The sequence below is a fragment of the Nocardia cyriacigeorgica GUH-2 genome, from assembly GCF_000284035.1.
Lineage (GTDB): Bacteria > Actinomycetota > Actinomycetes > Mycobacteriales > Mycobacteriaceae > Nocardia > Nocardia cyriacigeorgica_B.
In genome coordinates, this window is the sequence record NC_016887.1 from 1,302,443 (window position 1) to 1,327,382 (window position 24,940).

The 24,940-nt window shown below is 67.6% G+C and carries 31 protein-coding genes; 21 read left to right on the forward strand and 10 right to left on the reverse strand.

Going from position 1 to position 24,940, the window contains the following annotated elements:
* The first annotated feature begins 99 nt into the window (after nt 1-99).
* From clpS to NOCYR_RS29085, 14 genes are all read left to right on the forward strand, one after another.
* Nucleotides 100-471, forward strand: a complete 372-nt coding sequence (gene clpS / locus NOCYR_RS05890; RefSeq protein ID WP_014349439.1) for an ATP-dependent Clp protease adapter ClpS — start codon at nt 100-102, stop codon at nt 469-471.
* Nucleotides 472-493: 22 nt separating this feature from the next.
* Nucleotides 494-1,063: a DUF2017 domain-containing protein gene (locus tag NOCYR_RS05895; RefSeq protein WP_048832922.1), complete on the forward strand. Its 570-nt coding sequence runs from the start codon at nt 494-496 to the stop codon at nt 1,061-1,063.
* A 310-nt stretch (nt 1,064-1,373) separates the two neighbouring features.
* A complete protein-coding gene (locus NOCYR_RS05900) occupies nt 1,374-2,435 on the forward strand; it encodes a P1 family peptidase (protein ID WP_014349441.1) in 1,062 nt (353 codons plus the stop codon).
* A 415-nt stretch (nt 2,436-2,850) separates the two neighbouring features.
* Nucleotides 2,851-3,273 (forward strand): Mov34/MPN/PAD-1 family protein, encoded by a 423-nt coding sequence (locus NOCYR_RS05905; protein ID WP_014349442.1) that lies wholly within the window; start codon nt 2,851-2,853, stop codon nt 3,271-3,273.
* Nucleotides 3,274-3,312: 39 nt separating this feature from the next.
* On the forward strand, nt 3,313-3,585 hold the full coding sequence (locus NOCYR_RS05910) for a MoaD/ThiS family protein (RefSeq protein WP_014349443.1): 273 nt from the start codon (nt 3,313-3,315) through the stop codon (nt 3,583-3,585).
* Between the two features lie 6 nt (nt 3,586-3,591).
* A complete protein-coding gene (locus tag NOCYR_RS05915) occupies nt 3,592-4,554 on the forward strand; it encodes a PLP-dependent cysteine synthase family protein (protein ID WP_014349444.1) in 963 nt (320 codons plus the stop codon).
* A gap of 188 nt (nt 4,555-4,742) precedes the next feature.
* Entirely contained in the window at nt 4,743-5,393 is a 651-nt protein-coding gene (locus NOCYR_RS05920) for a rhomboid family intramembrane serine protease (RefSeq protein ID WP_048833941.1), read from the forward strand.
* A gap of 356 nt (nt 5,394-5,749) precedes the next feature.
* The gene (locus tag NOCYR_RS05925; RefSeq protein ID WP_081505326.1) at nt 5,750-6,514 is read left to right on the forward strand and encodes a cyclic nucleotide-degrading phosphodiesterase; all 765 of its coding nucleotides are present in this window, start codon (nt 5,750-5,752) and stop codon (nt 6,512-6,514) included.
* A 329-nt stretch (nt 6,515-6,843) separates the two neighbouring features.
* On the forward strand, nt 6,844-7,614 hold the full coding sequence (gene rph / locus NOCYR_RS05930) for a ribonuclease PH (RefSeq protein ID WP_048832943.1): 771 nt from the start codon (nt 6,844-6,846) through the stop codon (nt 7,612-7,614).
* Complete coding sequence (gene rdgB, locus NOCYR_RS05935; protein ID WP_014349448.1) at nt 7,614-8,219, forward strand: RdgB/HAM1 family non-canonical purine NTP pyrophosphatase; 606 nt, start codon at nt 7,614-7,616, stop codon at nt 8,217-8,219. Before rph ends, rdgB begins: the two co-directional genes overlap by 1 nt.
* Nucleotides 8,220-8,558: 339 nt before the next feature.
* The gene (locus NOCYR_RS05940) at nt 8,559-9,059 is read left to right on the forward strand and encodes a transcriptional regulator (RefSeq protein ID WP_148280538.1); all 501 of its coding nucleotides are present in this window, start codon (nt 8,559-8,561) and stop codon (nt 9,057-9,059) included.
* A gap of 29 nt (nt 9,060-9,088) precedes the next feature.
* Nucleotides 9,089-9,445, forward strand: coding sequence for a DUF3817 domain-containing protein (locus tag NOCYR_RS05945; protein ID WP_048833943.1), 357 nt, complete (start codon nt 9,089-9,091; stop codon nt 9,443-9,445).
* Between the two features lie 95 nt (nt 9,446-9,540).
* Entirely contained in the window at nt 9,541-9,978 is a 438-nt protein-coding gene (locus NOCYR_RS05950; RefSeq protein ID WP_014349451.1) for an SRPBCC domain-containing protein, read from the forward strand.
* Between the two features lie 217 nt (nt 9,979-10,195).
* A complete protein-coding gene (locus NOCYR_RS29085; RefSeq protein ID WP_148280539.1) occupies nt 10,196-11,137 on the forward strand; it encodes a hypothetical protein in 942 nt (313 codons plus the stop codon).
* A gap of 67 nt (nt 11,138-11,204) precedes the next feature.
* Here the strand turns inward: NOCYR_RS29085 and NOCYR_RS05960 are convergent, their stop codons facing one another.
* The gene (locus NOCYR_RS05960; RefSeq protein WP_014349453.1) at nt 11,205-12,080 is read right to left on the reverse strand and encodes an oxidoreductase; all 876 of its coding nucleotides are present in this window, start codon (nt 12,078-12,080) and stop codon (nt 11,205-11,207) included.
* 341 nt (nt 12,081-12,421) lie between these two features.
* Between NOCYR_RS05960 and NOCYR_RS05965 the strand changes: the two genes are divergently transcribed.
* Genes NOCYR_RS05965 through NOCYR_RS05975 form a run of 3 tightly spaced genes read left to right on the forward strand, consistent with a single transcriptional unit; the run spans nt 12,422 to nt 13,729 of the window.
* Complete coding sequence (locus NOCYR_RS05965) at nt 12,422-13,300, forward strand: helix-turn-helix domain-containing protein (RefSeq protein WP_081505556.1); 879 nt, start codon at nt 12,422-12,424, stop codon at nt 13,298-13,300.
* Nucleotides 13,290-13,496, forward strand: a complete 207-nt coding sequence (locus NOCYR_RS05970) for a DUF397 domain-containing protein (RefSeq protein WP_048832980.1) — start codon at nt 13,290-13,292, stop codon at nt 13,494-13,496. Before NOCYR_RS05965 ends, NOCYR_RS05970 begins: the two co-directional genes overlap by 11 nt.
* Before the next feature lie 26 nt (nt 13,497-13,522).
* Nucleotides 13,523-13,729, forward strand: a complete 207-nt coding sequence (locus tag NOCYR_RS05975; RefSeq protein WP_014349455.1) for a DUF397 domain-containing protein — start codon at nt 13,523-13,525, stop codon at nt 13,727-13,729.
* Between the two features lie 181 nt (nt 13,730-13,910).
* Here NOCYR_RS05975 and NOCYR_RS05980 read toward each other — a convergent pair whose 3' ends face one another.
* Both NOCYR_RS05980 and NOCYR_RS05985 read right to left on the reverse strand, forming a co-directional pair.
* Nucleotides 13,911-14,336: a hypothetical protein gene (locus NOCYR_RS05980; protein ID WP_014349456.1), complete on the reverse strand. Its 426-nt coding sequence runs from the start codon at nt 14,334-14,336 to the stop codon at nt 13,911-13,913.
* Between the two features lie 149 nt (nt 14,337-14,485).
* A complete protein-coding gene (locus NOCYR_RS05985) occupies nt 14,486-14,926 on the reverse strand; it encodes a hypothetical protein (protein ID WP_086008219.1) in 441 nt (146 codons plus the stop codon).
* 233 nt (nt 14,927-15,159) lie between these two features.
* On the opposite strand from NOCYR_RS05985, the gene NOCYR_RS05990 reads away from it, so the two are divergent.
* Nucleotides 15,160-15,846 carry a DNA alkylation repair protein gene (locus tag NOCYR_RS05990; RefSeq protein WP_014349458.1) on the forward strand — a complete coding sequence of 229 codons (687 nt, stop codon included), beginning with the start codon at nt 15,160-15,162 and terminating at the stop codon, nt 15,844-15,846.
* A 279-nt stretch (nt 15,847-16,125) separates the two neighbouring features.
* On the opposite strand, the gene NOCYR_RS05995 is transcribed toward NOCYR_RS05990, so the two are convergent.
* From NOCYR_RS05995 to NOCYR_RS06015, 5 genes are all read right to left on the reverse strand, one after another.
* A complete protein-coding gene (locus tag NOCYR_RS05995) occupies nt 16,126-16,908 on the reverse strand; it encodes an ESX secretion-associated protein EspG (RefSeq protein ID WP_014349459.1) in 783 nt (260 codons plus the stop codon).
* On the reverse strand, nt 16,905-18,251 hold the full coding sequence (locus tag NOCYR_RS06000; protein WP_014349460.1) for a hypothetical protein: 1,347 nt from the start codon (nt 18,249-18,251) through the stop codon (nt 16,905-16,907). The genes NOCYR_RS05995 and NOCYR_RS06000 overlap by 4 nt, the downstream gene beginning before the upstream one ends.
* A complete protein-coding gene (locus tag NOCYR_RS06005; RefSeq protein ID WP_148280540.1) occupies nt 18,251-18,646 on the reverse strand; it encodes a hypothetical protein in 396 nt (131 codons plus the stop codon). Before NOCYR_RS06005 ends, NOCYR_RS06000 begins: the two co-directional genes overlap by 1 nt.
* Before the next feature lie 70 nt (nt 18,647-18,716).
* Nucleotides 18,717-19,253: a DUF3558 domain-containing protein gene (locus tag NOCYR_RS06010; RefSeq protein ID WP_228780969.1), complete on the reverse strand. Its 537-nt coding sequence runs from the start codon at nt 19,251-19,253 to the stop codon at nt 18,717-18,719.
* A gap of 239 nt (nt 19,254-19,492) precedes the next feature.
* On the reverse strand, nt 19,493-20,137 hold the full coding sequence (locus NOCYR_RS06015) for a MerR family transcriptional regulator (RefSeq protein ID WP_014349463.1): 645 nt from the start codon (nt 20,135-20,137) through the stop codon (nt 19,493-19,495).
* A gap of 100 nt (nt 20,138-20,237) precedes the next feature.
* Here NOCYR_RS06015 and NOCYR_RS06020 point away from each other — a divergent pair, with 100 nt between their 5' ends.
* From NOCYR_RS06020 to NOCYR_RS06030, 3 genes are all read left to right on the forward strand, one after another.
* Complete coding sequence (locus NOCYR_RS06020; protein ID WP_014349464.1) at nt 20,238-20,669, forward strand: hypothetical protein; 432 nt, start codon at nt 20,238-20,240, stop codon at nt 20,667-20,669.
* Nucleotides 20,670-20,836: 167 nt separating this feature from the next.
* Nucleotides 20,837-22,009, forward strand: coding sequence for an aminoglycoside phosphotransferase family protein (locus NOCYR_RS06025; protein WP_014349465.1), 1,173 nt, complete (start codon nt 20,837-20,839; stop codon nt 22,007-22,009).
* Nucleotides 22,010-22,039: 30 nt separating this feature from the next.
* Nucleotides 22,040-23,293, forward strand: coding sequence for a cytochrome P450 (locus tag NOCYR_RS06030; protein WP_014349466.1), 1,254 nt, complete (start codon nt 22,040-22,042; stop codon nt 23,291-23,293).
* Nucleotides 23,294-23,304: 11 nt separating this feature from the next.
* On the opposite strand, the gene NOCYR_RS06035 is transcribed toward NOCYR_RS06030, so the two are convergent.
* Both NOCYR_RS06035 and NOCYR_RS06040 read right to left on the reverse strand, forming a co-directional pair.
* Nucleotides 23,305-24,207 (reverse strand): SMP-30/gluconolactonase/LRE family protein, encoded by a 903-nt coding sequence (locus NOCYR_RS06035; protein WP_014349467.1) that lies wholly within the window; start codon nt 24,205-24,207, stop codon nt 23,305-23,307.
* A gap of 87 nt (nt 24,208-24,294) precedes the next feature.
* On the reverse strand, nt 24,295-24,921 hold the full coding sequence (locus NOCYR_RS06040) for a LysE/ArgO family amino acid transporter (protein WP_014349468.1): 627 nt from the start codon (nt 24,919-24,921) through the stop codon (nt 24,295-24,297).
* Nucleotides 24,922-24,940: the final 19 nt, after the last annotated feature.

Consider the following 24,940-nt stretch of genomic DNA (forward strand, 5'->3'; position numbering starts at 1 on the left):
GGCATGATAAGGCAGGCGAGCCCCGTATCACGGCCGAAACGGCGAATTCGATCATGCTCGGGTGTTGTGTATCCGGTCGCTAGTCGTACCCTTGACGTTATGGCCTTGTGCAATACAGCACCCCGCTATCGGACGGACGCGGCCCCGGCCGGCGCCGTCGCGGTCGCCGCGAACGCGACGCTGTCGGCACAGGCGACGCCCGAGGCGGTGGAATACACCGAGATCCTGGAGGCGGAAGATCGGCCGTGGGTCACGGTCGTCTGGGACGACCCGGTCAACCTCATGCACTACGTGACCTACATCTTCCAGAAGCTGTTCGGCTACAGCAAAGCCAAGGCGACCGAGTTGATGCTCAAGGTGCACAACGAGGGCAAGGCGGTCGTATCGTCCGGCTCGCGGGACAAAATGGAACAAGACGTCCGCCGGCTACACGCCGCGGGCCTGTGGGCGACCATGCAGCGGGACGACTGATCCGGACGGCTACCGTAGCGACGTGCGAAAGTGGAGCCGGAAGAATTCGCTGAGCGGTCTGAAACTGCGATCCGAAATGGACGCCCGGGAAGCCGGCGTGCTGCGTTCGCTGGTCGGTGCGGTCTCCGGATTGCTCACCGAGCGCGCGTCCTCGGCCCCCGACGACGACCTGGCCGCCCTCACCGGCCTGCGCACCGGTAACGCCGCCCCGCCCGATGACCCCCGCCTGCTGCGGCTGCTGCCCGACTTCCATCGCAGCGAACCCGGTTCCCCCGACGCCGACCGCGCCGACCTCAACAGCGCCCTGCGCAGCCTGCACGAACCCGAGATCATCGACGCCAAACTCGCCGCAGGCGCCGTCGTCCTGGAAACCTGCCCCTCCGACGGCGGCCGCATCATCATCACCCCCGAACAGGCCGACGCCTGGCTCACCGCCCTCACCGACGTCCGCCTGGCCCTCGGCGCCGTCCTCGGCATCGACGCCGACACCCCCGAACAATTCGACCCCGACGACCCCCGCGCCCCGCACCTGGACGTCTACCACTGGCTGACCTGGATGCAGGATTCGCTGCTGCAGGCGCTCGCGCCCTAGACCGGTGCGAACTCACATTCGCTCGGTCGGTCTCGAACCCCGAACCCGCTGATCAAGTGTCAGCTGCGGTCCACAGCTCGACGGCGTCCGTCGAGAAGGCCGCTCACGACACCTTCCCCGCGGCCGCCCACACTCCAGCGGAACCAGGCTGACAGCGCGCGAATGTCGCGGTCGCCAGCACGGAAGTGGGGACCCCGGCTGTCAGCGCGTGTATGCCGCGGCCGCCCGCGCACAGGCGGGACCCGAGCTGTCAGCACGTCTACGCCGCGGGCGGTAGCGTCGCCTCCAGGACCGGCGACAAGGAGTTCTCGTGAATGCGGTGGCGGGCGCGCGTAATTCATTGACCGATGTGCCGGGCGTGCTGGTGGGGCATCACCATATCCTCGATGACGACGCCACCGTCGGTTCCGGTGCGGCGACCGGGTGCACGGTGATCCGGGTACCGGGCGGGGCAGTGGCGGCGGTGGATGTGCGCGGCGGTGGACCGGGCACAAGGGAAACCGATGTGCTGGATCCGCTGAACACGGTGCGGCGGGCGGATGCGGTGCTGCTCACCGGCGGCAGCGCGTACGGGCTTGCGGCCGCCGACGGGGTGATGCGGTGGCACGAGGAGAACGGCGCCGGAATTCCGATGGATCCGGCCGACCCGAGCCGGGTGGTGCCGATCGTTCCCGGCGCTGTGATCTTCGATCTTCCGGTGGGGGACTGGAACATTCGGCCCACCGCTGAGTTCGGCTATCGCGCCGCCGCCGAGGCAGCTGTCGACTTCGAGCGCGGCACCGTCGGCGCGGGAGTCGGCGCGCGAGCGGGCGCCATCAAAGGCGGGATCGGCAGCGCGAGCATTGTCCTCGGTGACGGCCCCGCCGCCGGGATGACGGTGGCCGCCTTGATGGTCGCCAACCCGGTCGGCTCGGTGTTCGATCCGCGCACCGGCCTGCTCTGGGGTGCGGGCACCGACGGCCCGGAACGCTTCGGCCTCACCCCCGCCACCCCCGAACAACTCGCCGTCGCCAACGCCCTCCCGGTCAAGGGCACCATCCTCAACACCACCATCGGCGTCGTCGCCACCGACGCCCCGCTGGACACCCTCGCCGCCCGCCGCCTGGCCACCACCGCCCACGACGGCCTGGCCCGCGCCATCCGCCCGGCGCATTCCCCGCTCGACGGCGACACCATCTTCGCCCTCGCCACCGGCACCGCCACCGCCCCGGAACCCCCGCCGCTACCCCCGGCTTTCCCCACCGACCTGCTGCTCATCGACCAGCTGTGCACCGCCGCCGCGGTCTGCGTCGAACGCGCCATCGTCGACGCCATCCTCTCGGCCCGCTCGATCGCGGGCATCTCCGCATACCGCGAGCTGTTCCCGGGCTGACCTGCCTCCGCTGCCAGTTGTCTCGCCGGTGGTGCCTGCACGCGCATGTCGTCGATCCCGACTGCCGCCGCGCGGATCGGCCCACCCGCGAACGCCGGCCCGATTTAGGGACTACCCGGCTGAATCGTCTCCGCTGCCGCTGCCGCTACCCGCCTGGGCCGCTCTGCGCACCGGCACCGGCCCGGTACACCGTCGTCCCGCGCTGCTGCTGTCGGCCCCCGCGCCGCTGTTGTTCCGGGTGCGGGGCCCGCCGCCCGTCACCGAAACCTGCCCCGCGGATCCCGCCGCCGATCCCCGCTGGTCACGGCCCCGTCAGGAGCCAGATGCACCCTGCCCGGAATACCCGAATATCCTCACTCGTTGACGGCTGTGTCAGGTCGGTGACGGCTGTGCGGATAGGCGGAAGGGTTCGATTGTGCTCGTGATCAGGGCCGACCTCGTCGACGAGATGGTGGCGCATGCGCGCGCCGACCACCCCGACGAGGCCTGCGGCATCATTGCCGGTCCGGAGGGCTCCGATCGCCCGGAACGTTTCGTGGCGATGATCAACGCCGAGCGCTCACCCACCTTCTACCGCTTCGATTCGGCCGAGCAGCTGAAGGTGTGGCGCGCCATGGACGACGCCGACGAGGTGCCGGTGGTGATCTACCACTCCCACACCGCCACCGAGGCCTACCCGAGCCGCACCGACATCTCCTACGCCTCCGAACCGGACGCCCACTACGTGCTGATCTCCACCCGCGATCCGGAGCGGCACGAGCTGCGCAGCTACCGGATCCTGGACGGCGAGGTCACCGAGGAGCCGGTGAAGATCGTCGACAGCTACGAAACCAACTGACCACCAACGATATTCGTTAGTAACCCGAGGAGTTCCCCGATGCCGGTAACCGTGTCCATCCCGACCATCATGCGCCCGTTGACCGGGGGTGAGAAGCGGGTCGAGGCCGAGGGCGCCACGCTGGCGGCACTGATCGAGAACCTGGACGCCAACTTCTCCGGGCTCAAGGAGCGGCTGCTCAAGGACGGCAAGCTCAACCGCTACGTCAACATCTACGTCGACGACGAGGACGTGCGCTTCGCCGGCGGTCTCGAGGCCGAGGTCCCCGAGGGCGCGAGCGTCACCATCCTGCCCGCCGTCGCCGGAGGCTAGTCCCTAGTGGCGCGCTACGAATCGCTGATCGCGACCCTCGGCAACACCCCGCTGGTCGGTTTGCGCAACCTGTCCCCGCAGTGGGAGGGCGAGCATCCGGTGCGGTTGTGGGCCAAGCTCGAGGATCGCAACCCCACCGGGTCGATCAAGGATCGCCCGGCCTTGCGCATGATCGAACAGGCCGAGCGTGACGGTCTGCTGACGCCCGGCTGCACCATTCTGGAGCCGACCAGCGGCAATACCGGGATCTCGCTCGCCATGGCGGCCAAGCTCAAGGGCTATCAGCTGGTGTGCGTGATGCCGGAGAACACTTCGGTGGAGCGGCGTCAGCTGCTCACCATGTTCGGCGCGCGGATCATCGATTCACCGGCGGCCGGCGGCTCCAACCAGGCCGTCGCCATGGCCAAGCAGATCGCCGCCGACAACCCCGACTGGGTGATGCTCTACCAGTACGGCAATCCGGCCAACGCGCTTGCCCACTACGAGACCACCGGCCCGGAAATCCTCGCCGACCTCCCTGAGATCACCCATTTCGTGGCCGGTCTCGGCACCACCGGCACGCTCATGGGCACCGGCCGTTTCCTGCGCGAGAAGGTGCCGAACATCGAGATCGTCGCGGCCGAACCGCGCTACGGCGAGCTGGTATACGGCCTGCGCAATATCGACGAGGGTTTCATCCCCGAGCTCTACGACGAGTCGGTGCTGACCACCCGCTTCTCCGTCGGCCCCTACGACGCGGTGCGCCGCACCCGGGAACTCGTGCTCGAGGAGGGCATCTTCGCCGGCATCTCCACCGGCGCCATCCTGCATGCCGCGCTCGGTGTCGCGCGGAAGGCCGTCAAGGCCGGTACCCGGGCCGATATCGCGTTCGTGGTGGCCGACGGCGGCTGGAAATACCTGTCCACCGGCGCCTACGACGGCACGCTGGAAGAGGCCGAGGAACGCCTCGACGGCCAGCTCTGGGCATGAGGTCGCCGGTACCCTCGAAGGTGCGTTCGGCGGTGTCGCGCCGCCGACGGACCGCGTAGCCGGCGCCGGGCATCGCTCCGGCGCCGAGCGAGGAGGTGATGGCGGTGACCGGTGGTGGTACCGGAATCGGGGCCTCGTTCGATCCCGAGCGGATCGCGGCGCTGCGCGCCCAGCAGACACGTCCACCGATGCCCGGCGCCGCACCGCCACGGCCGCCGGCTAAGCCCGGCCGCTTCGGCGCGGTGTGGGCTCAGGCCGCCATGATCGTCGTCGGCTTCACGGCGTCGCTGTATGTGATCGAAGGTTTCGACGCCGTCTCCAGCGTCGACCTGGATCAGGCCGGTATCGAACCACGTCAGCTCGACGGACTCACCGGCATCCTCTACGCCCCGGTCCTGCACGGCGGCTGGGCGCATTTGATCAGCAATACCCTGCCCGTCCTGGTGCTCGGGTTCCTCGCCCTGGTGTCCGGCATCGGCCGCGGGCTCGCGGCGACGGCGATCATCTGGGTGGTCGCGGGCGTCGGCACCTGGCTCACCGGCGGATCGGGCACGGTGCATCTGGGCGCGTCGGCGCTGGTGTTCGGCTGGCTGACGTTCATCATCCTGCGCGGCTGGTTCGGCAGGCACGTCGGCCAGATCGTCATCGGATTGATCGTGTTCGCGGTATACGGGTCGCTGCTGTGGGGTGTGCTGCCGGGGCCGCCGGGCATCTCCTGGCAGGGACATCTGTTCGGCGCGGTCGGTGGTGTGCTCGCGGCCTGGATGCTGTCGGGGGATGAGCGCAATCGTCGGCGTGCGGTGCCGCCGGGTGCGGGTGTGCCGTCGGGATTGCGCTGACGTAGCAATCGTCCAGCCGTGCTGAGTGCTGCTCGTCCGCCCGGGCGTCAGTCGATTCGGCGTGCGCTGCCGACCGGTGCGCCGCAGGCGGCCTGCATGCGCCGGCCGCTGTGTTCGGCCCCGGCCTCCTCGAGGGTGCCGGTGCGGCCAGGTCGGCTGCGGAACCTCTTGGCACCCTCACCCTTTCGGCTGGATGGGGTGGACAGTGCGCTCGCTGGGTACTCTCTGGTGATGAACGTCCACACCGTCGTGCGGCGCAGACCGGTCTCGTCGCGAGTTTCCGGTCCCAGCGGTTGCGGCCCGGCTTTTTGGGGGATCGGCTCTTGAGCGAGAATTCGTCGTGGCAGCATGGTGGGATGCGCCTTACCGTCCTCGGGTGCTCGGGCAGTGTGTCCGGCCCGGACTCCCCAGCGTCGGGGTACCTGCTCACCGGCCCGGATATGCAGCCGGTCGTCATCGATTTCGGTCCCGGCGTGCTGGGCGCGTTGCAGCGCTACGCCAACCCGGGCGACGTGTCGATCTTCCTCACCCACCTGCACGCCGACCACTGCCTGGACCTGCCGGGTCTGCTGGTCTGGCGCCGCTATCACCCGACCCCGCCCGTCGGCCGAGCCATCGTGCGCGGCCCGTCGGACACCTCGCTGCGCATCGGCAACGCCTCGGCCGAGGTCGGCGGCGAATGCGACGACTGGTCCGACGTGATCGACATGCGGCCCTGGGCCGAGGGCGAGGCGGTCGAGTTCGGTCCCGGCCACACTGTCACCGCGCGCCGGATGTTCCACCCGCCGGAGTCCTACGGCCTGCGCATCGTCACCGCCGCCGGGCGCACCTTCGTCTACACCGGCGACACCGCCATGTGCGACCAGGTGCAGGAACTCGCCCAGGGCGCCGACATCCTGATGGCGGAAGCCTCCTGGACCCACGATCCCGCCAATCGTCCTCCCGGCATTCACCTTTCGGGCACCGAGGCGGGCCGGATCGCGGCCGAGGCGGGCGTCAAGGAGCTGCTGCTCACCCACATTCCGCCGTGGACTTCCCGCGAAGACGTGATCGCCGAAGCCAAGGCCGAGTTCACCGGACCCGTGCACGCGGTCGCGCCGGGGGAGACCTTCGACCTCTGAGTTCAGTCCGCGCCCGGCAGCCGGGCAGGGCGATGGGGATCAGCCCTGGTCCGGTATCGCCGACTCCGCCCATCGACTGCCCCGGCCTCGTGATTCGGCGAGGTCGGCGGGCCATCACGGCCTGATGGTGTTCGGCGCGGCCGACGGGGACGTCGGCTCGGATCTGTACGCACGGGTTGTCGCCATCCGGTCATCTGCGGTTCGCAGGCCGTAGCGCTACGGTCTGGTCGACTACCGGACCTCGCCCGGGCCGGCTCTCGTGACCACTCAGTGAGACGCGCTCACGCCCCCGCCGACTCGGTAGTACCCGACCCCATTACGCTGACCCCGTGTCGAGACGAGCCGATGGCAGGGCGGACGATGAGCTCCGCGAGGTACGGATCACCCGTGGATTCACCACGCATCCAGCCGGTTCGGTGCTGGTGGAGTTCGGTCAGACGCGGGTGATGTGCACCGCGAGCGTCACCGAGGGCGTGCCGGCGTGGCGGCGCGATACCGGACTGGGCTGGCTCACCGCCGAATACGCCATGCTGCCCGCTGCCACCCACACCCGCAGCGGCCGGGAGTCGGTGAAGGGCAAGATCGGCGGCCGCACCCAGGAGATCAGCCGCCTGATCGGGCGTTCGCTGCGCGCCTGCATCGACCTGGCCGCCATCGGCGAGAACACCATCGCCATCGACTGTGATGTGCTGCAAGCCGACGGCGGTACCCGCACCGCCGCGATCACCGGTGCGTATGTCGCGCTCTCCGACGCCGTCACCTATCTGGCGGCCGCGGGCAAGCTGGCCGACCCGCAGCCGATCTCCTGCGCTATCGCCGCGGTGAGCGTCGGCGTGGTCGACGGCCGGGTGCGTCTGGATCTGCCGTATGAGGAGGATTCGCGCGCCGAGGTGGACATGAACGTGGTCGCCACCGACACCGGCACGCTCGTCGAGGTGCAGGGCACCGGTGAGGGCGCCACCTTCCCGCGCTCCACCCTGGACAAGCTGCTCGATTCCGCGCTCGCCGGTTGCGAGCAGCTGTTCGCCATCCAGAAGGAAGCGCTCGCGCTGCCGTACCCGGGTGTGCTGCCCGAGCCGGCCGAACCGAAGAAGAAGTGATGGGCCGGGTCCTCGTCGCCAGTCGCAATGCCAAGAAGCTGAACGAGCTGCGCCGCATTCTCGATGAGGCCGGAGTGGCGGGGCTGGAGATCGTCGGCCTCGATGACGTCCCCGCCTACGACGAAGCCCCCGAAACCGGCGCGACATTCGAGGAGAACGCCCTGGCCAAGGCCCGCGACGGCGCCGCGGCCACCGGCCTGCCGTGCGTCGCCGACGATTCCGGCCTAGAGGTCGACGCCCTCAACGGCATGCCCGGCGTGCTCTCGGCCCGCTGGTCCGGCCGCCACGGCGACGACACCGCCAACAACGCGCTGCTGCTCGCTCAGCTCGGCGACGTCCCCGACGAGCGCCGCGGCGCCCGCTTCGTCTCCACCTGCGCGCTCGTGGTCCCCGGCGGCGAGGAGATCGTGGTGCGCGGCGAATGGCCCGGCTCGATCGGCCGCGAGCCGGTCGGCGACGGCGGCTTCGGCTACGACCCGCTGTTCATCCCCGAAGGCGGAGCGACCACCGCCGCCCAGCTGACGCCCGCCGAAAAGGACGCCATCTCCCACCGCAGCCGCGCATTGAAGCAGCTGCTGCCTGCGCTCAAAGCTCTGGCCGGCTGAACGCTCGGGGCCGTGCGTTGACGAGCGTGGTGCCTGCTTCACTGCTTTGGTCGGTTGAACGCTGGGGTGGTGTGTTGACGAGGTTGGTGCCTGCGTTCCACTGCTTTGGTCGGTTGAATGCTCGGGCGGTGCGTTGACCACGCTGCTGCCCGCGCTCAACGCGTTGGTCGGCTGGATGCTCGGGGTCGGGCGTTGCCGCGGCCGCTCCCTGTACTCCCGCCCTCGTCGGCTGAAGGCTCCCGCCCGGGGAGCCGCCGGCGCGTGCGGGAGGTGGATCGGGCGCGTGAGAGCGCCCACCTACTCCTACGGCCGCTGTAGTAGACGGGTACCGTGGTAGGCGTGTCCGCTCCTTCCGGCCGTTCGGCGCAGCATCGCCCCCGGCATAATCGGCCCGCGCTGATCGCGCTGGTGGTTGTGGCCGCGGTGGCGTGTCTGGCGCTCGGCTGGTGGCAGTGGGAGCGGTTCGAGTCGTCCAGCGGCACCGGCCAGAACCTGGGGTATGCGCTGCAATGGCCGCTGTTCGCGGCGTTCGCGGTGTTCGCGTATTTCCGGTTCGTCCGGTTGGAGAGCGAAGCCGAAGAGGAGCAGGCCGCGCCCGCTGAAGCCGCACCGAAACCGGCGAAGGCGAAAAAGGCCGCGCCGCGGGAGATCCCGGCGGGCATCCTGCCCGAGCGGCCGACGGCCCGGGTCGATCGGCCGAAAGCCGGGCCCGAGCGGGGCAGCGATCCCGCGCTGGCCGAATACAACAAATACCTGGCGCAATTGCACGCCGACGATATCGGTGAACAGGTCCGCGCCGCGGGCCTCGACACCAGCGACACCGAGAGGAGCGCCGGTTGAGCGCCAGCGACAACTCCACCGACACCACGCTGACCCACGGCGCCACCCCCGCCACCCCTGCCAAGGCCTCCGCCGACACCGGCAAGATCAAGAACGCCCTGCTGCGCTACCGGGTGCTGGCCTGGACCACCGGTCTGTGGCTGCTGCTGCTCACCGCCGAGATGATCGCCCAGTACGGCTTCGGCGTCGACACCCCGCGCTGGATCGCCGTCGTGCACGGGTGGGTGTACTTCATCTACCTGATCTTCACCGCCGACCTCGCGGTCAAGGTGCGCTGGCCCGCCGGCCGGACCGTCGGCACCCTGCTCGCCGGCACCATCCCGCTGCTGTCGTTCTTCGTCGAGCACCGCAACGCCCAGCAGGTCAAGCGCGATTTCGGCGTCTGACGCCTTTCTGCAAGATTCCTCCCCGCTCGCGCCCTACGGTCGAAGTATCGAGCGCGTCCTACGGTCGAGGTATCGAGCGAGAGGAGTTGAGAGCGATGACCGGCTTCACCGCCAGGGTCGAGATCGACATCGATGCCTCGCCGCAGCAGGTGTGGGCGACCCTGACCGACCCGGAACAGATCCGCGATTTCATGTTCGGCGCCGAGGTGCGCACCGACTGGAAGGTGGGCAGCCCCATCGTCTGGCAGGGCGAGTACCAGAACCGCGCCTACACCGACAAGGGCGAGATCCTGGCCGCCGACCCCGGCCGACTGCTGAAACTGACCCACTACAGCCCGCTGTCCGGCCAACCCGACACCCCGGCGAACTACCACACCCTCACCTACGAACTGACCGGCGACACCACCACCCACCTGACCCTCACCCAGGACAACAACGCCGACGAGCAGGAAGCAGCCCACTCCCGCAGCATGTGGGAGACCCACCTACGCGGGATCAAGGCAGCCGCCGAGGCAGCACCGGCCTCCCGATAGTCGGGCCACCGACCAGCCGAGCGGCCACCGTCCAGCCCCCACTGCCTCCTCGCTCGGCTATCGCACAAGTTGTGGCGAGTTCGCGAAGGTTAGGACTTGTGCGAACTAGCAATAACCTGTGCGATTCCCAACCCAGACTTGTCCACAGGTGGGGGAGTTGTTCACAGGGGCGGGGTGGACGAAAGCGGCGGGGGCTTTCAGGCGGCACCATCGGGGGGTGGCCATACCCGACCCGATCTCACGCAGGCTCGCCCTGCAAGAGGGAGTCGCCCCCCATGAACTGCGTGGCGAGAGGTGGCAGCGGGTATGCCGCGGACACTATCTGCCTGCGCACAGGGTCGGTGAGCTCAGCGCGACCGACCGTCATTTGGTAGCGGCCAGGGCTGCCCTCGACAGGCTGAGCTCTGGAGCAGTAATCAGCCACGTCTCGGCGGCGCTCGCCCACGATCTGCCGGTGTGGCGCTTGCCGATCCAGAAGGTGCACGTGACTCGCAATCGTGCCAGCGGTGCTCGCATCGCTGAGCGACTCATTGTGCACGCAGCACACCTCGAACAGGGCGATGTGGTGCAGGTCGATGGGCTGCCAGTCACCTCTGTTGCCCGCACGGTCGTGGACCTTGCGAGATCTGTGCCTTTCGCGGAGGCGGTTGTGGTCGGCGACGCGGCGCTGCACACTGGCCGGACCACCTCAGCGGAACTCGCCGAGCTGATGTCGCGTACCCGCAGCGGCAGAGGGCTTCCCGCTGCTCGTCGGGTGGTGCGCTTCCTCGACGGCCGATCCGAGAGTCCCGGCGAATCGCTGAGTCGCGTCGTGATGGCCCAGGCGGGTTTGCCCATGCCGGAGTTGCAGGCGACAGTTCTCGACGATCTAGCCCGATTCGTCGCCCGCGTCGACTTCCTGTTTCCGGATCGCGGCATTGTCGGGGAATTCGACGGCATGGTGAAGTACCGCAAGACTGCTCGGGCGCCCGAGTCGGTGGTGATCGCCGAGAAGAAGCGCGAAGACGCGCTGCGCGCACTGGGCTGGATGGTGGTGCGCTGGACCTGGCCGGAACTGGACCGGCCGCGCCGCTGGCTTGCGGCGCTCGAGCGCACCAACCACGTTGCCAGAACCGGAACATGGCATCCCGCTGGAGCTGCGGTACGTCGCAGGCGCTGACCACTGCGAACAGCGGCATCCGGGTCAGGCGGGCCGCAGTGACTTGCTGGCCCGACCTGGTGCGGCCCTAGAACTTGTAGGTGATGCCGGTGAAGCGTTCGGATTCTTCCCAGAGGCGGCGTTGGAGGTCGCGATTCTTGGAGAGCTTGGTCGACGGGGAGGGCTCGACCGGGCCCTGGGACTGGAAGAGGCGGGTGGGGCCCCAGTAGGTGTTGGGGTCGGCGTCGGGTTCGGTGGCGGCGAACAGGGTCGAGTGGGCGGCCTTGGCGGGCGGGTGGCCGATGAGGCGGATGAAGGGTTTGCTGATGCGGTCGAGCGGGGTCTCGGTGCGGGCGAACAGGTCGGTGGCCGACACGCCGGGGTGGACCGCGTAGGACCGCTTGGACGAGCCGGCCTCCTCGAGGCGGTGCTGGAGTTCGCGGGCGAACATGAGGTTGGCCAGCTTGGACTGGGCGTAGGCGAGATTGCGCTGGTAGCGGCGGTTTTCGTAGTTCAGGTCGTCGATCCAGAGCTTCGGGGTCTGCTTGTGCGCGATGCTGGCCAGCGACACCACCCGGTCGCGAATGCGGTCGAGCACCAGGCCGGTGAGGGCGAAGTGACCCAGGTGGTTGACGCCGAACTGGGTTTCGAAACCGTCCTTGGTGCGCGAGAACGGCACGTTCATCAGGCCGGCGTTATTGATGAGGACATCGAATTCGCCGCAGTTGCCGGCGAATTCGCGCACCGAGGACAGGTCGGCCAGATCGAGCGGCGCGACCTTCACATCGCCGTCGATACGGTCGGCGATCTCTTGGGCCTTGGCCGTATTCCGGCAGGCCATGACCACCGTCGCGCCCTTGCTCGCCAGCACCTTCGTGGTTTCGACACCGAGGCCGCCATTGGCTCCGGTGACGACGAAGGTGCGCCCGGTCTGATCGGATATCTGCTCAGGTTTCCACGCCATGCACCGACCTTACTCCTGGGTAAGTTCCCTGTGAAGTGTGTCTCGGACGCTGATCGTTCACAGTGCGCTCCTCGGCCCGGTATGGAGCATCGGAGACCGGGGCGATACGGATCGCCACCCAGCGCGGCCGCCATGGCCGATACCGGATGCGCCGCCACGGCAGGGGCGTGGTGACGGCGGGCCCGGACTCCGATGCCGGAAGCGAGGAAACCAGGCCACAATGGGTGCCGACCTGCGATGATAGGCAGATCGCACCGATGTTCGCGTTTTCCCTGTGCCGCGTCCAGGATTGGGCCACAATGTGTGCTCGGCAGGGGTGCCATTCGCAGGAGGGGATCACTATGCCCACATCGGGCAACACGGTGCCACGACGTCAACTGGGTAAGCACCTGCGCGAAATGCGCCAGGCGGCGGGCTTGAGCATCGCCGAAGCCGCGCGGCAGATCGGGCGCGGGGCCGGGACGGTACAAAGGTTGGAGACGGGGCATCCCGGGAAGATTCACATCCCGGACATCGTGGGGTTGTGCGAGCTGTATGACGAGGTGGAGCAGCAGGATGCGCTGCTGGGGCTGGCGAAGGAGGCCGACGAGGAGCCGAGGAACGGCGGATGGTGGCATGAGTTCGGGGAGCTGATTCCGGCGGACTTCGAGCTGTATGTGGGGATGGAGGCGATCGCGACCAGCTTGATGGTGTACCGACCGGACATGGTCAGTGGGCTGTTCCAAACTGCCGGGTATTCAATGGCTTTGGAACGGGCATATGCTCCGGGCGATTCGCTCGAAGAGCTGGAGCGACGAGTTCGTCGGCGGATGGGGCGGCAGAAGATCTTCAAGCGCAAGCGAAACCCGGTCTCGGTGACCCTGATACTGGACGAAGCTGTGCTCCATCGAGCAGTCGGTGGTCGAAAGACGATGGCAGCCCAACTTCGCCATCTCGCTGACATGCCGCCGAACGTCGTCGTTCGAGTGCTGCCATTCGGGTGCGGGATGCCGACCGGCAAGGCCCCAGGTCCGTTCACAGTGCTTGACTTCGCCGCCCCAACAAATGAGCCGACGACGGTATACGTCGAGTCCTACACGGCCAACTTGTACTACGACAGGCCTGATTCTGTTGACCGTTATCGACGGGCCTTCACCATGATGCAGGCAGTAGCGTTGGATCCGGTCGGCAGTAAGTGCCTACTGCGAACGAGGGCGAAGGAGTACGAGCGTGAGCGTTGAGCAGAGGACGGCCAAGTGGTTCAAGTCCAGTCGCAGCGTGGGAGATAGCGACTGCGTCGAGGTTGCACACCTGGAACGTGACAGGGTGGGAGTCCGCGATTCGAAGAATCCCTCCGGCCCGGCCCTGGTGTTCGCGCCATCGGCGTGGGACTCGTTCATCACCCAGGCACGTTCCGGCGTGTTCGACCACGGCTGATTCGCTGAATCTGATTGGAGCACAGCATGGGCAGCGGAGTAGACGGCGCGCGGTGGTTCAAATCGAGTCGCAGCGTCGGAGGGAACGACTGCGTCGAGGTCGCGCACCTCGGTCAGGGCTGTATCGGGGTCCGTGATTCGAAGAATCCCACCGGCCCGGCCCTGGTCTTCACTCCCGCCGAGTGGGCCTCATTCCTGACCCACACCCGCGCCGGGCATTTCGACCACCACTGATCGACACCGCACCGGCCAGACGGCCTGACCCAATGAGACGGCCCGTGCCTCAGCCTGTTTCGGGCTGACGCACGGGCGCTCATATTTCCACGCGGTCTGCGCGGACGGTCATCGGCCGGGGTGACCGGCCTGATCAGCGAGCGCTCAGGGGTAGTTCGCGCCCGCCAACCGGACTGTCCGCTCACCCGCAGTGGCTCGGTCCCGGCGAGTTCCAACTGACCGATCTGCCGCTGGTGCTCGTCGCGGCGCCGCCCCAGCCGATGCACTTGCCGGGAGCATCGACCTTCACCGGGCCAGCGTAATGAGTGAACATGCCGGCATCCACCTGCGCGGGGCCGCTCGATCCCCAGATTCCGAGTGAGACTCCCGTACTGGTCCTGGTGCCGACCCCCTGCGTCTTCCAGGTGACCGCGCAGTTCGTCCTGCCGTTGTAGAGCAGGTACATGGTGGCGAGGCCGCCCAGGTCGTGGGTGTCGATGACTCGGTATCCGCTGCCGCAGACCGAGGCCGGGGTCGCTGCGTTTGCTGGGGCGACCATGGCCAGCGATCCGGTGAGGATCGCCGCGACGGCAGGGCCCAGCCTCGCGCCGCTTTTCAGCACTGGCATGTGTTCGTACTTTCTGAGGAGATCGACCGCCGAATACCGGTCGGTGATCGTTGGTCGATGGATTTCCCGGCCGTGCCCTGCGTCCGTCCGCGTTGTCAAGGCTGCGTGTCCGGTGTGATCGAGGGGGCCGGCCGATCGTTGTGCGGGGCTCAGCCGCAGTGGCTCGGACCCGGCGAATCCCAATGGATCCCGCCCCCGTTCACGATGTCGCCGGGCCGGAGTGCGCTACCGCCCCACGCGATGCATTTGCCGGGGGCATCCACTTTCACTGGACCGGCGTAATACGCGTAGTGATCGTAGTCCTGCCTATGGCTGCTGGGCTGGCCCCAGATTGCGACCATAGCCCTCGTGGGTGTCTTCGTGCCGACGTAGGCGTTCTTCCACGTCACGACACAATTGGTGCGGCCGTTGTAGAGCAGGTAGATGGTGGCGAGACTGCCCAGATCGTGGGTGTCGATGACTCGGTAGCTACCGCCGCCACACACGGAGGCCGGCGTTGCGGCGTTCGCGGGGGCGGCCATGGTCAGTGATCCAGCGAGGATTGCCGCGACGGCAAGGCCCAACCTGGCTCCGTGTTCGAACACGCGCATCTTTGTAGTTTTCCTTCCGAGAAACAATCGAGCGATCACGGCACCGGATGGCGGTCGGTGACCGTCCGCCGATACGTGATCCGTCAAGAATCCTCCACCGCAGTCCGGTGAGAAGCTTCCCGATGCTGGGAAATTGCTGGTTGCCCAGGGGCGTGGCCGCGGCGATGCGGTCGAACAGTTCCGTCTGCCGTCGTAGCCTGAAACCCTCAGATGCTGGACAGGAGGATTGCGCCGTGGCCGAGACGACGTCGACCGAGACGACGGTGTCGCAGGTGCTGGCCGAGCTGGCCGCCCTCGACGACCCGAAGATGCGCGCGGTGAACGAGAAGCACGGTGACGATCACGGCGTGAACCTCACCAAGCTGCGTGCGGTCGCCAAGCGGTTGAAGACCCAGCAGGACCTCGCCCGCGATCTCTGGGCCACCGGCGACACCGCCGCCCGCCTGCTGGCCTTGCTGATCTGCCGCCCGAAGGCCTTCGAGCGTGATGAGCTGGACGCCATGATGCGCCAGGCCCGCGCGCCGAAGGTGCAGGACTGGCTGGTGAACTACGTGGTGAAGAAGAACCCGCACGCCGAAGACCTGCGCCGCGCCTGGTTCGCCGACCCGGACCCGCTGGTCGCCGGCGCCGGCTGGGCGCTCACCGCCGAACGCGTGGTGAAGAACCCCGAAGGACTCGACCTCACCGAACTGCTCGACATCATCGAAGCGCAGATGAAAGATGCCCCCGACCGCCTCCAATGGGCGATGAACACCTGCCTGGCCCAAATCGGCATCACCCACCCCGACCACCGTGCCCGCGCGCTGGACATCGGCGAACGGCTCGAAGTCCTGAAGGACTACCCGACCTCCCCGGGCTGCACATCCCCATACGCCCCCATCTGGATCAACGAAATGGTCAGGCGCCAGCAGGCGAAGTAAGGGAGGCCGGCCACGTTCACATCGCCGCCGCGGGGCAACCCCCGGCGGACTCGAAGACGTAGGCCCGCCCCCCATCGGCGGTGTGGCCGCCGGATCAGCGCAAGCGCCATCGATCCCCAGCCGGGCAATCCAAAGCCGCCCGTGGCCGACGACGGCACGGTGACGATCACCGACTACGGCATCTCCCCGACGCCACCAAGGAGCGCGGAGTACCGCGACGAGGGGTACATGAGGCTGTTGATCGCGGCGTGTCGCCGGTTTCCTGTACCCCTCGTCGGCTCACCACGCGGGGGCGGTGGCGCGGCGGGTGGTGTCGATGGTGTGCTGGAGGGCGCGGACGATTTCCTCGGGTGGGGCCGGGGCGAGGGTGAATTCGTCGTGGGGGTGGTGTTGGAGGAGATAGCGGCCGTCGTTGGGCTGGTAGTCCATCCAGGTGAAACCGCGGACATCCGGGGTGGGGCGGCCGTCGATCGCGCCGCCGGCGTAGACACCGACCTCGCCGAGGCTCGAGCGCGGGCGGCGCACGATGCGGTTGATCTTCTCGGTGAGCGACAGGCGCGTCGGATGTTTGGCGTACTCCACCCGGCTCACATCGGAGCCACGGGCGCGCAGCCCTTCGTACTTACCGCCCGCGCACTTGGGTAGATGCGCCACCACCTGGCCGGCCAGGGCCTGCGCGGGAAGCATCGACAAGACGACATCGCGGCCGTAAGCCTGTGTGGGGCCGGGAAATTGAACCGCCAGCGCGGCCGCCTGTCCGACGATGCCCGCGTGAATCCGCACGACCTGCCGGAAATCCTGGCCGAAGAAGCCGTGCACCTCCACCCGCACCTCCGGTTCGAGCAGCGTCGAAATCGCCCGGTGCAGACGCTGATCGGCAATAGCGGCGAGTCGCTGCGCGGCCTCCTTGCGCATCCGCTGATAGTCGTCGTAGGGGACCGGTTCGTCGGGAACACGGCGCTCCGGCTCCCACTTGATCGGATACGGCAACCGGTCACGGCCGAACGCGTTCACCGCCAGGGTGAACATCAAACCATCCATCCGCCAACGTGACTCGCTCATCCGCCGATCACTCCACCCGGTGGCAACGCCGGCGGCTGACTGCCGAGCAGCTCATCGCCGTGGTCGTAGATCAAATAGTCGGGCGTCTTGTGCTCGTCGTCGTCCTCGCCCTTGCCGCCGCCACGTCCGGCGGGCATGCCCATGCCCGGCATCCCCATCCGGCCATTACGCCCGGAACCCGCGCCCGCGCCCGTCGACGCGGCCGCCCTACCCTGCGTGCCCGCACCGCCACCGGGCAGGCTGCGACCCGCGCCCGGCGTCGACGGCACACCGCTGCCGCCGAGACCGCCACCGGAACCCAGACCGCCGGTGCCCACTCCGCCCGGCAGCCCGGAGGTACCGCGCGGAAGATCCGAGGTCGGGAGCTGGGTGCCCGCCGGAGTTGTCGAGGCAGGCGTGGTGGAGGCCGGGGTGGTGGACTGCGGAGTCGTATCGTCCGAGGTGTCGTCGGTGGGATTCGACTCTTCGCCGTTGCTGGTGTTCTCCTCGCCGCCGCCGTTCTCGCCCCCGCCGCCGCCACCACCGCCGCCACCGCCCGGCGGCCAGACCGAGTTGCCGGGAGGATAGACCGGGGGTTTCCAGCCCTCCTTGTCGTCGACGGGGTTCTTGGGTTTGGGGAGATTCGGCGTATGGCCGTCGACGTCTTCCGCGCCCGGGCGGTAATACTTGGTCATCACGAACCGGGCGTTTTCCTGCGCCTCGGTGGCCCGGTATTCAGGGCCTTTGATGACGCTCTGGAACGGTAGGGCGTTGATGACTTTGTCGCCGACGGTGGTGTCGTCGGGTTTGCCGACGGAGTTCTTGGCTTGGGCCAGATGGCCTTCCATTAGGTCTAGGCCGTGGGCGATCATCTGGAAACAGGCTGCGATCGTTGTGAACGAGGTTGCGAAAGCGCGCGTGCCTTCGATCGCGGCGGTGCCGGATTGGCCGTTCCAGTGAGCGGTGATGTCGGCCTCGACGCCTTTGGAGAAGACTTCGATCGCATCGCGAGCGTCCTTGGTGAGGTTGCGCCAACCGTCGGCCTTCGTGTTGATCGCGGCGGGATCTACGTCTTTTACCGCGTCGTAGATCTCCTGATGTGACATCGTTTCGAAGGGGTCTTTTACGGTGATGGCTCGACCAGCGAACTGATCACTACCGTACTCACCGAGTAGGCCGGTCCACTCGGTATCGACTATCGCTCGGTCGGCATCCCACTTCGCCTTCTCATCGTTGGCTCGCTGCTGATCATCGCGCTTGTTCTGGTCGGCTTCGCCGAGACCTAGGGCCTCACCGATCTCTTGGCCTGCCCGATTGGCGATGTGGCCAACCTGGTCCACCCACTCGGGAAAGTCGAGTCCCATTACTGCGCCCCTGCCTGTCCGAGTGCGCCAGCTGTCGACTGGTCTGTTTCCTCGATGCGGCGGACGGCGAGCGAGTAGGTCTCGCTCATGAGCGTGACGATCTCGATGCTCTCCTTCAGCCGGTTCTGGGCCGAGTCCTCGTCTGTGACCGCTTTGGCGGCGAACTTCCCTCTCAGCGCTTCGGCCGACTTCAAGGTGCCGAAGCCTGCCACATGCTCGAGTTGCTTGGTGTCCCCAACCATCTTGCGCAGTTCCGTCAGCAACGTTTCTGCGCGGCCCTTCAGTGCGTTCCCGATTTCCGGGTCCATGCGCAATTCGCCGTTTTCGGCCTGGGTTTTCAACGTTTTCCAGTGGCTCAGCAATCCGGGCATCTCAGAATTGCCAGGTGTCGTCACAGTTTCCCTCCCAACGCTTTCTGTAGACGGGCCAACCTGTTCTTGCTCGCGAGGAGGTTCACAGCCACCATCACTTGGGCAGGTAAGGCTCGAGCTCGGTGGCGTGTCGAACTGCCACACTGCACGGCGGTGATTCCGGCATCGATTCTTCCTCGCCATAGAGCCAGCTGACCGACACTTCGAGCGTCCCCTTTTCCCACGGAAGGTTCACCCAGCAGGTCGAGCGCTCCTCGTCCGATTTCTCGCCGTACGTCAGGCCGGAGCGTGGGCCGATCTGAACGTCTTTCAGACCAGTCAAGTTGGTGTTCGCCCGGGCGTCTGCCTGCGTGTATGTCGAAGACCCGACGTACAGGAGGTAGGGACCCTCGGTTGAATCCCAGCGGCAAATCCGGTAGGTCACATCCCCTGTCGGTGCATCCGTGACCGCCTCCTTCGAGGCCGGGTCCACCTTGGTCGCCGTCAACGCCTCATCCGGCAGCTCAGTGCACGGATTCCACTGGACGGTCTGTTCACGCGTCGATTCACTCGCCCCCTGCGCCGCCGGCTCCCCATCCACCGACGTCGAGCACCCGGCGACCAGCCCGACTACGGCGATTCCGCCCAGCATCGCGCGGACCGCGACCCCTCGGTGTGCACTACTCGCGGTACGCATACCCCTCCTGCTTTCGGTGCGAAAAGACCGACACTGAATAGGACGCACCATACCGGCATCCGGTTCCACCCGATCTTTCGTCCAGGACGCGGGCCCCCGGCACCCACGTCGGTCACCCGCATGTGTCCCGGCCCAGCTCCCGATCCCTCGCCGAGAGCTACATGAGCGAGGCATTCGTCGAGAGCGCCCCTCGCTCATGTAGCTCTCGGCGCCTCGAGTTGGTCCGCGAGGCGCTGGGCGGTGAGTTCGGCGTGGGTGATGCGGCGCAGGGCGGCGAGGATGGGTTCGTAGAGGACGGTGCCGAGGACGGCGTATTCGATGGCGGCGGCGGGGGAGTCGAGGGGCATGCGGTCGATTTCGTAGGCGGCGATGGCGGTGATGTGGGGGGCGTAGGCGCGTAGGCGGTCGTCGGTCATGGGCAGGCCTGCGGCTTCGGCGTCGGCGAGGGCCTGTTCGAGTTGGGCGGCGGCGGGGAGGTCGGCGGGGAGGTCGGCGGGGAGTGGCCGGCCGAGGGCGGCGAAAGCGGCTCGGGCGCGCGGCAATTCGGTGTCGGTGCCCGGCTCGGGTGACGGCGGGAGTGCGGAGGTGGCGGCGCCGAGGGCAGTGAGCAGGGATTCCTCAGGCGCATCGATCAGGCCGACGATCGTTTTGATCTTCGCCAGCGATAACCCGTGTCCGGACAGGGCTTTCACCAGGGCGATGCGCTTGATGTGCGATTCGCCGTATTCGGCGCGGGTGGCGCTGGTGGCGCGGCCGGGCATGAGCAGGCCTTCGCGCAGGTAGTACTTGATCGTCGGCACCGGCACTCCGGTGCGGGCCGCCAGCTCCGACATCAGCATCGCGTCTGCTCCTCCTCAATTCGCCCTTGACATTGGATAGTCTAACTATCCATTATTGGGTAGTTGTACTATCCAATTGAATCAACGCCAGGAAGCAGTCATGGATACCTCGCTGATCTCGCCGTTCATGAGCATCGTGCTCGGGGCGACCATCCTCTCTGTGGTCACCATCGCCTTCGGCGGCACCTTCCTCCTGCGCGTCTTCACCGGCGCCCACGACACCAACGACCTGCAGAAATCCTTCTTCCGCGCCGGCCACGCCCACGCCGGGGTGCTGGTCATGCTCGGCCTGTTGCTCGCCGTCCTCGGCAACGCAACGGGTGCGAGCACCGGCTGGGCCGACGGCGGCGCGATCGCCGTGCTGGTCGCCGCCATCCTGATGCCGCTCGGCTTCTTCCTCTCGGTGCTCGGCCGGGACCCGCAGCGGCCGAACCGGATGATCATCAGCGTCTGGCTGGGTGCCACGCTGCTGGTGGCCGGGCTGCTGGTGTCGGGAATCGCGACGCTCGTCGCCGGGATCGATAGGTTCTGAGGGGGTGCGCATCCGCCGATCCGAGACCCACAACAAACAGGGCGGTCAGTCTTAATACATTGTCATTCAATATTTTTCGTTCGCCTCGCGTACTGTCGTCCGGGCCAGTGCATTCGAAGCAGGCCGCTCGTACCAGTTCGTCATGATTCGGAAATCGAGGCAAGCGAATGAACCACAAGCTATGGCTGCTCGGGCGATCGGTCGCGGTGGGCGGGCATATCTTGCGGGAGAAGGTCTTCCGGCCGAAGGCGCGAACCATCGACGACGTTCCGGTCTCCGGGGAGACGATCACACCGGCCTGGCTCACCGCGGTGCTGTGCCGCGATGTCCCCGGCGCGGAGGTCGTCTCCTGCGGGACGTCCAATGGCAGCAGCGGCACCTCGACCCGAGTCGCGATCGAGGTCGAATACAACGAGGCGGGCCAGCAGGCGGGGCTGCCGACGGCGCTGTTCGCGAAGACGACCACCGCCTTCAGCCAGCGCATCCTGCTCGGCGGCGGCAAGATGATCACCGGCGAGACCCGGTTCTTCCGTGACTTCCGGCCCGAGGTCGAAATGGAGGCGCCGGTCGGATACTGGGGCGCCGCCGACGAATCATCCTGGCGTTCCATCGCCTTGATGGAGGACATCGCCAGCACCCGCGGTGCGGTGTTCGTCGAGGCGACCACCTCGGTGAGCAAGTCCCAGATGGAGGATCTGGTGCGCAATCTCGCGCGCCTGCACGGCACCTTCTGGGAACATCCCTCGATCGCCGTCCTCAACACCCCGAGCTACATGCTCCAGGCCTATCTCGCCGCGATTGATATGAAGAAGCGCTGCGCGATCGGGCTGGAACGGGCCGAGGCGGTGATTCCCGAATCGCTGCGCGGACAGAGCGAACGGTTGTGGGCGGGCGTCGAGCGGGCGATCGAGCTGGCCACCGACGACCTTCCGCCGACGCTGCTGCACGGTGATCCGCATATCGGACAGACCTACGTCACCGGTGACGGCCGGATGGGGTTCGTCGACTGGCAGGTCGTGATGCGGGGCGGCTGGGCACACGATTTCGCCTACACCGTGAACTCCGGATGCGAGCCGCAGGACCGGCGGGCATGGGATCGCCACCTGCTCGAGGCCTATCTGGACGAACTCGCCGAGGTCCGCGGATCGGCGCCGTCATTCGACGATGCCTGGCTGGCCTACCGGCAGCAGTCCATGTTCGCTTACGCGGCATGGGCTTTCACCATCGGGCGGGCTGCCTACCAGCCGAAGATGCAGTCCGTCGACACATGTTTGACCCTGCTGGAACGCATTACCACCGCATTGGACGATCACGACTCGTTGGATGCCCTCGGCGTCTGACCGACAATTCGAACAGTCTGGAGTTCCCGCGTGACTACCTCCACCCCTTGGGCGCAGGTCACCTCGTGCCCGGTGGCCCACGGATCGCCCACGCTCACCCTCGGTCCGCGCGTCTCGCTGCATTCGCCCGAATTCGCCGACGATCCGCACCGGCACTACAGCGAAATGCGCAGGCGCTACGGGTCGTTGGCGCCGGTCGAGCTGGCACCTGACGTCCCGGCCACCCTGGTGATCGGCTACAGCACCGCGGTGCGCATCCTCAACGATCCCGAGCATTTTCCCGCCGACCCGCGGGCATGGCAGAAGAACGTCCCGGCCGACTGCCCGATTCTGCCGCTGCTGGAATGGCGGCCGATGGCGAGCCGGAGCTCGGGCGCCGATTTCGTGCGCTACCGCCAGGCCATCACCGCAGGCATCGACAACGTCGATCTGTATGCGCTCAACGGCGTCGTGGAGAACATCGCTGTTCCGCTGATCAACACGTTCTGCGCCGACGGGGAAGCCGATCTGATCCGCCAGTATGTCTTTCCGCTGGTCTTCGAAGTGGTCAATTTCCTGCTCGGCTGCCCCGCCGAGATCGGTCAGCGGGTGGCGGCGGGAACGGCGGCGCTGCTCGAAGGGGTCGACGCCGAGAAGGGCAATCAGCTGCTCGGTGAGGCCCTGATGCAACTGGTGACCTTCAAACGCGCCGAACCCGGCAACGACATCACCTCCGCGCTGCTGCAACACGAATCCGCGCTCGACGATGTGGAGGTGTCGCACCACGTCTCCCAGGTGTACGGCACCGGAATCGAATTCCAGCTCAACCTGATCGCGAACACCCTGCTGCTGGTGCTCAGTGACGAGCGCTTCGGCGGCAGCGTGCTCGGCGGGAACCTGTCCTCGCGTGACGCCCTGGACGAAGTGCTGTTCAACGACCCGCCGCTGGCGAATCTGCTGATCACCTATCCGCGTCAGCCGATCCTGATCGACGAGGTCTGGCTGCCCGCGCATCAGCCCGTCGTCATCAGCATGGCCGCCTGCAACAACGACCCCGCCGTGCGCAATGGCGAACTGCTCGGCAACCGCGCCCACCTGGTCTGGGGCGTCGGCCCGCACGCCTGCCCCGCCCAATCCCTGGCCTACCTGATCGCCCAAGACGCCATCGACCAACTCCTCGACGCCCTCCCCGACCTACGCCTCAACCTCCCCGACGGCACCCCCACCTGGCGCCCCGGCCCCTTCCACCGGGCGCTGGCCGAACTTCCGGTCACCTTCCCGCCGGCAGCCCCGCTCACCATCTAGGGGCCGCCCGGCTATCGCACCGGAGCCAGGTCGACGCCGGCCGGCGGGCGGATGCGGCGCAGAGATCCGTCGAAAAGGGTTGCGTAGAGCGCCCATCCGGGTCCGTCCGGGGCGATCCGGACCGAGCTCGGACCGGTCCAGCCGCTGGACAGACCGGCCGCAATGACGCAGCTCGCGCCGGTTTCCGGGTCCACGCGATAGATAGAGCCTTCGATGTGGGCGGCTACGTAGAGCAACCCCGCCGCCGACATGGTCAGATCGTCGACGCCGGGAAATACGCCAGGGATCCGGGTGATGACCGACCAGCGCTCGGGCGAATCCAATGGGACACGGACGATTTCGCCGGTGAACAGGTCGTCGGTGAAGACGGCCTTGCGGTCCGGGGACAACGCTAGGCCCTCGGAACGTGGCACTGCCGACCAATTCGGCACAGCCTCGCGGGAGTCGACCCTGTATCGGGTGAGCCCCTTGGACGGCGCGCCGATATCGGTGCCGACCCAGGTGGTGAGCAGATCGCCGCCGGGTAGGCGCAGCAGGCCGTGCCCGTCGAGCGCGGCGAGTTCGGTGACGTCGCCGCTCGCGGTATCCAGCTGCCAGAGTTTGCCGTCGCCGCGTGTGATGTAGAACAGATTCCCGCCCGACAGCTGTAGGCCGCCCGGCGCCGGTAACCCCGTCAGCACCGGGCTGACCTTGCCGTCGGCATCGATGTGGGAAATGTCCGAACTCCCGGACACGTAGAACCCGCCCCGTCCGTCGGGCTCGAGATTCTCCAGCTCACCCAGGCCCTCGGCCACGGTCTCGACCTGCCAGCCGGCACATCCGGCGCCGGCCTCGGCCTGCGCGGGCGCTGCCGCAACTCCTACGGCCACAAGCGCTGCGCTGAACAACGATACGAGTTCGGCCAGTTTCCCCATGGCCGAAAGCCTACGTCGACCGACCGGAGCGGGCCTGGATGCCGTGATGCACGGCTGCCGTTGGAACCTCGCCGTGCGGCACGCGGTTCACAGCGCGCGGACCACCAGGGCCGTGCCCATGGTGAGCATGGTGGCGGCGACGAGGGTGTCGAGGAGGCGCCAGGCGGTGGGGCGGGACAGGACGGGGGCGAGGAGGCGGGCGCCGTAGCCGAGGGTGGTGAACCAGGTGAGGCTGGCGAGCATGGCGCCGAGGCCGAAAATCCAGCGCAGCGAACCGCGGTGGGTGGCGACGGTGCCGAGCAGCAGCACGGTGTCGATGTAGGCGTGTGGGTTGAGCCAGGTCATGGCCAGGCAGGTGAGCACTACCTTGCGGAGGGTGCCTGCGGAGCCGGATGCGCTGGTCAGGGCGTGGTCCGCGGGCGGTCGCAGCGCGCGGCGGGCGGCCAGGGCGCCGTAGCAGATCAGGAAGGCCCCGCCCGCCAGCTCCACGACGGTGAGCGCGGCAGGCCAGGCGGTGATCACCGAACCGAACCCGGCCACGCCCAGAGCGATGAGCAGCGCGTCGGAGATCGCGCTGATCGCGACCACCACCGGCACGGCGTGCCCGCGCGCGCCCTGACGCAGGACGAAAGCGTTCTGCGCGCCGATGGCCACGATCAGGGACAGGCCCGCACCGAATCCGGCGAGCGCCGCCGGGAAGATTCCGCTGTTCACGTCACCCGACGCTAGGAAC